Source organism: Arthrobacter sp. B0490 (assembly GCF_002929355.1).
GTDB lineage: Bacteria > Actinomycetota > Actinomycetes > Actinomycetales > Micrococcaceae > Arthrobacter_D.
The window spans coordinates 1-604 of sequence record NZ_PJIR01000116.1 but is presented as its reverse complement, the minus strand read 5'-3'; the positions used below and the strand labels follow the sequence as shown (position 1 = coordinate 604).

General features: G+C 58.6%; 1 protein-coding gene and 1 pseudogene. One reads left to right on the top strand and one right to left on the bottom strand.

Annotated features, from left to right (window positions below; genetic code table 11):
* Positions 1–315 (bottom strand): annotated as a pseudogene (locus CXQ97_RS21025) (oxidoreductase); the annotation flags it as partial.
* Between the two features lie 83 nt (positions 316–398).
* Between CXQ97_RS21025 and CXQ97_RS21020 the strand changes: the two are divergent.
* Positions 399–604 (top strand): helix-turn-helix domain-containing protein (locus CXQ97_RS21020; RefSeq protein WP_181035165.1); only part of this gene is annotated, 206 nt, incomplete at its 3' end.

Genomic DNA, 604 nt, shown 5'->3' with positions numbered 1-604 from the left:
GCGACCGGCGTGGGCGATCTGCAGGCCGGGGACCGAGCCGGCTGCCTTGATCGACTGCACCACCGGTACGAAGGCCTGGGCCAGCTCATCGTTCCAAATACCCGCACAGCCAGGAGTGATCCGCCCTTCTGGCGCTACAGCGGTTGCTTCGACAATCACCACCCCCGCCCCGCCACGCGCAAGGGAGGCGTAGTGAACACTGTGCCACTCGTTGATCAGGCCATCGTTTGACGAGTACATGCACATAGGGGGAATCGCAATACGGTTGCGAAGCGTGACGTCTTTAAGCGTGAAGGGTTGGAACAGCGCAGACATTGGTTTCTCCGAGGGTTGTCTATTACGTTAATTCGATAGTATTCGAACTATGGAGATAGAGCAAACCCGTGTATGCTTCGTTCATGCGCCCCTACAAACACCCTCCCGTCACTGAATTCGTCCTCGAGCGTCTGCTATACGCCTTGAGCGATCCTGTGCGCCTGGAGATCGTCCGACGCCTTGCCGAACTGGGCGAAGCCAGCTGTGGCGAATTGGACGGTGGCCGACCAAAGTCCACCATGTCCCATCACTTCAGGGTGCTGCGAGATGCCGGGTTGGTCCAAACCCA